General features: G+C 46.3%; 5 protein-coding genes and 1 pseudogene. 4 read left to right on the top strand and 2 right to left on the bottom strand.

Features of this window, described 5'->3' with window-relative positions:
* Positions 1–129: 129 nt before the first annotated feature.
* Positions 130–306: a hypothetical protein gene (locus ASG81_RS31550; protein ID WP_200961649.1), complete on the bottom strand. Its 177-nt coding sequence runs from the start codon at positions 304–306 to the stop codon at positions 130–132.
* A gap of 991 nt (positions 307–1,297) precedes the next feature.
* On the opposite strand from ASG81_RS31550, the gene ASG81_RS29270 reads away from it, so the two are divergent.
* The 4 genes and pseudogenes from ASG81_RS29270 to ASG81_RS29255 form a co-directional block, all read left to right on the top strand.
* On the top strand, positions 1,298–2,440 hold the full coding sequence (locus ASG81_RS29270; protein ID WP_056643317.1) for a hypothetical protein: 1,143 nt from the start codon (positions 1,298–1,300) through the stop codon (positions 2,438–2,440).
* Between the two features lie 64 nt (positions 2,441–2,504).
* Positions 2,505–3,821, top strand: a complete 1,317-nt coding sequence (locus ASG81_RS29265) for an RCC1 domain-containing protein (protein WP_056643314.1) — start codon at positions 2,505–2,507, stop codon at positions 3,819–3,821.
* Positions 3,796–4,155 (top strand): annotated as a pseudogene (locus tag ASG81_RS34290) (fibronectin type III domain-containing protein); the annotation flags it as partial. The gene ASG81_RS29265 and the pseudogene ASG81_RS34290, both read left to right, overlap by 26 nt.
* 2 nt (positions 4,156–4,157) lie before the next feature.
* The coding region (locus ASG81_RS29255) for a hypothetical protein (protein WP_235549084.1) at positions 4,158–4,408 on the top strand (251 nt) is incomplete at its 5' end.
* On the opposite strand, the gene ASG81_RS33395 is transcribed toward ASG81_RS29255, so the two are convergent.
* On the bottom strand, positions 4,402–4,599 hold a 198-nt coding region (locus ASG81_RS33395; RefSeq protein WP_235549083.1), incomplete at its 5' end, for a hypothetical protein. The two genes, ASG81_RS29255 and ASG81_RS33395, sit on opposite strands and share 7 nt — an antisense overlap.

Genomic DNA, 4,599 nt, shown 5'->3' with positions numbered 1-4,599 from the left:
ACATATTATACTTAGCAAGGTTCATTAAACTGTCCTACTTGTTAGGTGCGCCATCATATCTTTTGAATTTAAGTCAGGCTGCCGATGATCCACGCAGTCTGTTGTCATGGCACTATCGTACCCGTTAGTTCAATCAATATCCTTTATTGGCTCTCCTATTTCATCAATTTGAGTGCTCCCTCCCCCGAATTGCCACCCTTTACTCTCGATGAATTTAATAAAAGCCTCTAGGAATTCGTTATGTCCTAAATCCCCATCATTTGCGTAAACTGTACCCTCAATATGAATCCCAATTGGCTTTTTCAAACAAATCACTCCATTTTATTCATTGAGTTATCATACCCGTTTAGCGTAATCCCAGAGCATCAAGCCTTTGAAGAAAATTTCGACTCAGCTACAAGAATCACTGGATAAAGAATGATTATGATTCCGGTGAAAAAAATCGATTGTTTAAATTTATTCAAAAACAAATCATGAGACCAACCATCTTCACCTATTATCCAGTAAGCTATCTGGTTAGATATCGAGATCCCATCGTTAGCCTCGGGAATTAAACTCTGAGTGTAGTTTTGGGCAAGACAAGCAACAGCTAACAGGGATATACCAGCAGCCAATGCGACTCCCTTAGAGAAAGAGTATAGGACACCAGCTTTTCTTAGAACGACGATCGAGATAGCAACGAATATTATGCAAACAGACAAAAATATCATCTTACACCTCCGTACTCGTTTTTCTTTAGACGTTTCCAATAATTGTTATGTTGCGTTAACCTGCCCGTTAGCCATCCATGCCGCTCACACCACAGATTATGGAAGGTTGCGTTCTTCCATGGGAGCTGAACAGGCTCCCTAACAGCTTGCTGTCATTGCACTATCGTACCCGTTAGCTTAATAAATAGTACAAAATGCATAAATTCCCGACTCGGTAACTACTGCCCTAGTAGTCGCCCATAGCCTGAAACTTTCAATAATTACAAATGTTTGGTGAAATTTGTAATTTACCCCTAAAAGAGAGTATTCAATACGAATATATTGTAGTATATTGTTATTCAAATTGAATAATATTCCTCATTTTTACCGAAAGAAACAACAAAGACATGAATTCCCGTGAGGGCCTCAGATCGATCTTTCGGTTATTCTGCTGAATGTTATTCTTTTCAGATCCTGCCTTCTCAACTACACCATGTTTTACTGTCAATTCGACACAAGGGGGTGTTTAATCAAACAAGTAGAGTAATGTCATTTTAAGACGAAATACCGATGGATAGTCAACAAAATAAGTTATATGAGGTGTATTAATGAAACGACGATTTATTTTTGTTTGGGCATTTATGCTGCTGATACTGATTTTGCTTCCGCCGCTGCAGGCCTCGGCCGCTGATGATTGGAGTTCCGAGGTGCTCCTTAACGAATTCAACGGAACTATCCTTGGCTTTGACGATAGCCGTATTATTTGGAAAGAAACCGGCGATAAGGTGCTCTGGCTGTACAACCGTACGGACGGAAGCGAAGTAAAGGTTTACGATGCCACCGGGTCAGACTATACGATCCATTCGGCAAAGTTATCCACTGAAGGCGTAGTCTTTACTTTATCTATTGCAGACTCTAGCACCTGGCCTCCTTATCGTCATTCTGTTTACTATTGGAACGACGGAAACGTTCGAAATCTTGCCGATGGCCCTTCTCCATATGGGGATGTTTATGAAGTAAAAGGGAATTTTGCGTTATTTACCAATAGAGTGCTGGATTTAGTTACGGAACAGTCCCGTTCATTGCCAAATTCGAATTTTGTAAATACGAATCGCTTTGATCTGTCGGCTGACGGAACGGTGGTTTATACGGACCCAACTACTAGATCGAACCTCTACAAGTCGCTTCCCGACGGTACGATGACGACGCTGGTGCTGCCTTCCGGCTACATAAGCTACAGCGGACCTTTGATGGACGGAACAAACATGATCTACCAGGTACTCAAAAGTTACAGCAGCGGATACAAGTGGTTGGTCCGGTTGCGTGACGCTGATGACAATATTACCACATTAGCCCTAAACCCTTTTTATAGCTATATTTTCAACCCGAGACCATACTATCAGATCAATAACGGCTGGATCGCCTATAAGGAGTATAATAAAGAAAAAGATAATTGGAGCTTGTATATCCGGTCGCCGGAAGGCGAAACCAAACCGATCTTTGAAACCCCTTCACAGACGTGGAAACAATCGTGGTATGCAAGAGATGGAATCTCCATCAATCAGCTGGGTCCGGACGGCTCGGTGGTGTACACGGTGCGCTACGGAAAGTTGAATTACACCAAAACGTACCTTTATTCCACTCAATCGGATACACATGTGCGTGTGTCCAGCGGTAAGGAGTTCCAATACCGGAATGGCGCCTGGTACCGGATGACTAGCAATTCGTTGTTCGCCATTCAAGTGCAATAAGCACATTCATAGATTTTGGTAATATGGTAGATTTAAGGTAAAAAATAATGGGAGTGAAGATTGAATGAGACGACGGTTTATGCTTTTAGTTTGTGGATTTTTGCTGGTGACGCTGCTTCTGCCCTTTCAGGCAGCCGCCGCGGAGGTCGGTTCCACGGTGACAGGAGAGAGTTCGAAATCGGGTGTAACGATGGTTGAAGCAGGAGGTCCTTCTATTGCTCTAAAAGAGGACGGAACCGTTTGGACGTGGGTGGGAGTCGCCCCCGTTCAGGTACAGGGTCTCAGTTCAGTGAGCGCCGTTGCTGCGAGTGATCAGAATTATTTGGTGATCAAGAGCGACGGAACCGTCTGGGCGTGGGGGGATAATATCGAACGCCAACTCGGCGAATGCGAGGGAACCGAATTGGATTATTATCGATCGACTCCCGTTCAAGTATGCAACCTCAGCTCCGTGGTCGCCGTTACTTCAGCGCGTTATCATAATTTGGCACTCAAAAGCGATGGAACCGTTTGGGCGTGGGGCGACAATTCAAAGGGCCAACTCGGCGATGGAGGCTCTTATGATTATAGTTTGGGTCCCGTTCAGGTGCAGGGTCTCAGTTCGGTAGTCGCTATTGCGGCGGGAGACGATCATAGTTTGGCACTCAAAAGCGACGGAACCGTCTGGGCTTGGGGATTGAATAATTATGGCCAACTGGGCATTGGAAGAACCACATCCACTAGTTCTACTCCCGTTCAAGTGCAGGGTCTCAGTTCGATGGTCGCCATAGCTGCGGGTAATGACCATAATTTGGCTGTTAAGAGCGATGGAACGGTATGGCAGTGGGGAATGACTTACAACGGCGAACTGTTTAATGGAGGATCGGGAGACCTTTATACTCCTGTTCAAGTACAGGGTCTCAGTTCAGTGAGCGCCGTTGCTGCGGGTGGTAGAAGCCATAATTTGGCACTCAAAAGCGACGGAACCGTCTGGGCGTGGGGGGACAATGACTATGGCCAACTGGGCGATGGAACAACGACACGCCGTTATCCTCCGGTGCAAGTGCAGGGCCTCGGTTCGGTGGCTACCATAGCTGCGGGAACTTCTCATAGTTTGGCACTCAAAAGCGACGGAACCGTCTGGGCGTGGGGATATCGTAACAAAAGCCATACTCCCTTACAAGTTCAAGGACTTGGCGAATCCAGTCCTGAAGCGCCAGAGTGGCCTACGGGCGACGTGCTGACGGTTACCGATGTGACCTATAACAGCGTACAGCTGAATTGGCATCCGGCTACAGATGAAACGGGTGTAGACAAGTACTTGGTATACCAAGACAATACGCTGCTGGATACCCTGAACGGGGACCAGCGTACAGCTGAATTGGCATCCGGCTACAGATGAAACGGGTGTAGACAAGTACTTGGTATACCAAGACAATACGCTGCTGGATACCCTGAACGGGGACATGAATAGCTATGAAGTGAAGGGGCTGTCTCCAAATTCGTCCTACAACTATTCATTGGTCGCCGTCGATGCCGATAGCAATCAAAGTGTGAAACAAGAAGTGACGGTCACTACTGCAGCATATACGGCTCCCGGCTCTTTTCAGCTTTCCGATTCCAAAACTTATTCATACGGCGGATCCAATTATGAGTTTTTGTTATATTACGGGTACATTTCGTCCTCAGGACAAGAGTTGTATTACGGGTACATTTCGTCCTCAGGACAAGAGTTGNNTTCATGGAGTCGTTAAGGTCTCCATGGCCTCGCCGTATGGGGAAGATTATGACCTTAGTCTGGAGACCGTGGGCGAGGGTAACCGATTGCCGGAAGATACGACGTTACTCACAGGTGGTACCGAGTACAGTGCTACCGAGGTGCCCGGTGGTTACAGAGCGGAGTGGAGAGTTAAGGGACATACAGGCAATGATTATAGTCCGGATAAGAAAGTTTTCGTCTATGTGAGCATCAAATATGACAATCACTGAAGATTATTACTCTGTTTACGATACTTAATGATCGGYCGCGGGATCGCCCCGCGGCCTTTTTTACACCCGCGATTTGGTGATAAGGCCGGATCCTCCCCTCTTTGAACAGACGCAAACCGTTCGGGATCCTCCCCTCTTTGAACAGACGCAAACCGTTCGGCAGACTGCTGAACTAACGGGTACGATAGTCC

The sequence above is a fragment of the Paenibacillus sp. Soil522 genome (genome assembly GCF_001428245.1).
In the GTDB taxonomy this organism is placed as follows: Bacteria; Bacillota; Bacilli; order Paenibacillales; family Paenibacillaceae; genus Pristimantibacillus.
Note: the sequence above shows the minus strand (reverse complement) of the source record. Positions and strands in the feature narration are given on the sequence as shown.